This is a genomic window from Actinomadura logoneensis (genome assembly GCF_003428695.1).
In the GTDB taxonomy this organism is placed as follows: Bacteria; Actinomycetota; Actinomycetes; order Streptosporangiales; family Streptosporangiaceae; genus Spirillospora; species Spirillospora logoneensis.
Window position 1 is genome coordinate 1 of the sequence record NZ_QURH01000660.1, and the last position, 2639, is coordinate 2639.

The window sequence follows — 2639 nt, forward strand, 5'->3', positions numbered from 1 at the left end:
ATCCAGCCGACGCGGCCGGCTCCGTCCGCCGGGGGCCGGCCGCCGCTCTGGCGGCCGGCGTGGCGGCCGGGGTCCGGACGGGCGGTCAGGACTTCAGCAGGCCGTTCATCTCGGTGATCTCCGCCTGCTGCGCCTTGATGATGTCCGCCGCCAGGGCCTTGGCCTCGGCCGCCGAACCGGTCTTCTGCTCCTGCTGCGCCATGGTGACCGCGCCCTTGTGGTGCTCGATCATCATGGTGAGGAACATCCGGTCGAGGTCCTTGCCGGACGCCTTGTTGTAGTCGGCCATCTGCTTGTCGCTCATCATGCCGTCCATGCCGTGGCCCATGTTCGCCATGGAGTCGTCACCCGCGCCCGGGACGGGCTGCCCCCACGCCTTCAGCCAGCCGGACATCTTCTCGATCTCCGGGGCCTGCGCCTTCTCGATCCGGCCCGCGAGGTTCTTCACCTTCGGGTCGCTGCCCTTGGCGAGGACCGTCTTGGCCATGTCCACGGCCTGCCGGTGGTGCGGGATCATCATCTGCGCGAACATCACGTCCTGACCGTTGTGCCCGGCCTGGGACGACGCCGTTCCGGTCGAGCTCGGCATGGACATGCCGCCGTGCCCGGACATCTTGTCGTCCTTCTTGTCGTCCCCGCCGCAGGCGGCGGTGCCGAGGCCGAGGAGGACCGCCATGCCGACGGCCAGGATCCGCTGCTTCTTCATCTGTCGTTCTCCGTGCTCTGTGGTGGTGATTCCGTGCCGTACCGAGGTCGCGGGACCTCTACAGCCGGAGCACGCAGAGCCGGTGGAGATCGGGCGGACGGGCCGGAGGCGGTCCCCGGCGACGCGTCCAGCGGACGGCGGAGGGGAGCCGCGCGGGCAGCAGGGCGACGGACCGTCCGACCAGGGCGGCGGCGAGGACGCCGAACACGAGCAGCGCCAGGCAGACCGTCCCGCCGAGGCATCCGCCCATGTCATGCCCCAGGCCGGAGCAGACGGCGGAGACGACGCGGGCGGGCGCCCCGCCCGCCATGTGCCGCACCGTCGTCATGTCATCGGCCGCCATGCCGGACGGACGCTCGACCGTCATGCCGGACGTCGCGTCCGCCAGGTGGTGGCTCGTGCCGGGGGCCGCCACCGGGACGGGGTCGGCGAAGTGGATCGGGGACGGGCTCGCGGCCATCCCGTGCATCAGGAACAGGCCCGCGAGCAGGGTGCCGAGAAGCAGCGTCAGCGCCGCTCCCCGATATACCCCCCGCCCGTTCATGGGACGATCCTACCCACCCGCGGGAGGGGCGGCGCACCGGTCTCGAGGGGTGGGTCAGGAGACCGGCGCGCCGCTGATCGGGGCGTCCGCGCGCACGGGCGGCGGACGCAGGGTGCGGTGGCCCGCGAGGCAGACCACCAGGGCGAGCAGGCCGCCGAGGCCCGCTCCGGCGAACGCGCCGGGCACGCCCGCGAGGTGCTCGCCGTATCCGGCGACGAACGAGCCGAGGGCGCTGCCCGCGCCGATCGCGGCGACGATCCAGGCGAACGCCTCGGTGACGGTGCCCGCCGGGGCGAGCCGGTCCACGAGGGAGAACGAGCAGGCCAGGGTGGGCGCGAGGAACACTCCGCTGACGAACGCCAGGACGGTCATCACCGGCAGGCCGGGCGCCCAGGTGAGCGGCGCGTACCCGGCGGCGAGCAGGAGCAGCAGCCACGGCAGCCGGACGTGCAGCTCCCCCGGCCAGGACCGCGCGCCGTAGACGAGTCCGCCGACGAGCGCGCCCGCCGACATCGACGCGAGCAGGATTCCCGACGCGGTCTCGGAGTCGAGCCGTTCGGCGTAGGCGACGACGGCGACCGCGTAGACGCCGAGCGCGATGCCCGCCATGCTGAGCGAGGCGAGCAGGACGCGCAGGCCGGTGGAGCGGAGCGGCCCGGCCCAGTCCCCCGCCCGGGGCTCGCCGCGCCAGCGGCGGGACGGCCCGGAACTGACCACCACCAGCGTCCCGGCGATGCCGAGGGCGCCGGTGAGCAGCAGCGCGACCGGGGTGTTGACCGCCGCGGCGGCGACGACCAGCAGCGGGCCGACGGTGAACAGGATCTCCTGCGCGGCGGCGTCGAGGGCGTACGCGGCGTGCACCTTGTCGGGGCCGTCCAGCACCGACGGCCAGAGCGCGCGCAGCCCGGCCTCCAGCGGCGGCGTCGCGAACCCGGCGACGACCACGGCGAGGACGGTCACCGGGAGCGGGTCGGCGCCGAACGCCGCGAGCAGCGCGAACCCGGCGGCGGACGCGAGCGCGCCCGGCAGCAGCACCGGGGCCTGGCCGAACCGGTCCATGGCGCGGCCGAGGACGGGCTGCCCGGCGGCCGTGGCGAGCCCGAGCACCGCGCCGAGCGTCCCGGCGAGCGGGTAGCCGCCACCGGAAGCGCGCACGTGCAGCACGACGGCGAGCATCGCCATCCCGTTGGGGAGCCGCCCCAGCAGCGTCCCGCCGAGCAGCCGTGCCGCGTGCGGGGTGCGGAGGAACTCCACGTAGCCGCGCATCACACTCCGAGAGGTTGGGTCATACGTATTACTACGAGCCTTCATCATACGTATCACGTAGGCTGCCGCTGACAAACCCGGTGCCGACCGGGGCCGCCGCCAACCGGCGCGCCCGGGCCGTCC

The 2639-nt window shown here is 74.1% G+C and carries 3 protein-coding genes; all 3 read right to left on the minus strand.

Going from position 1 to position 2639, the window contains the following annotated elements; genetic code table 11:
* Positions 1–85 precede the first annotated feature (85 nt).
* The 3 genes from DZF91_RS25250 to DZF91_RS25260 are packed head-to-tail and all read right to left on the minus strand — an operon-like array spanning position 86 to position 2516.
* A complete protein-coding gene (locus DZF91_RS25250) occupies positions 86–706 on the minus strand; it encodes a DUF305 domain-containing protein (RefSeq protein ID WP_117359720.1) in 621 nt (206 codons plus the stop codon).
* A 58-nt stretch (positions 707–764) separates the two neighbouring features.
* A complete protein-coding gene (locus tag DZF91_RS25255; protein ID WP_117359721.1) occupies positions 765–1250 on the minus strand; it encodes a hypothetical protein in 486 nt (161 codons plus the stop codon).
* Between the two features lie 54 nt (positions 1251–1304).
* Positions 1305–2516 (minus strand): MFS transporter, encoded by a 1212-nt coding sequence (locus DZF91_RS25260; protein WP_117359722.1) that lies wholly within the window; start codon positions 2514–2516, stop codon positions 1305–1307.
* Positions 2517–2639: the final 123 nt, after the last annotated feature.

Excerpts from the sequence above, each read along its gene's own strand:
- DZF91_RS25255 (WP_117359721.1), bottom strand. The coding sequence starts at position 1,250 with ATGAACGGGCGGGGGGTATATCGGGGAGCGGCGCTGACGCTGCTTCTC.
- DZF91_RS25260 (WP_117359722.1), bottom strand. The coding sequence starts at position 2,516 with ATGCGCGGCTACGTGGAGTTCCTCCGCACCCCGCACGCGGCACGGCTG.
- DZF91_RS25250 (WP_117359720.1), bottom strand. The coding sequence starts at position 706 with ATGAAGAAGCAGCGGATCCTGGCCGTCGGCATGGCGGTCCTCCTCGGC.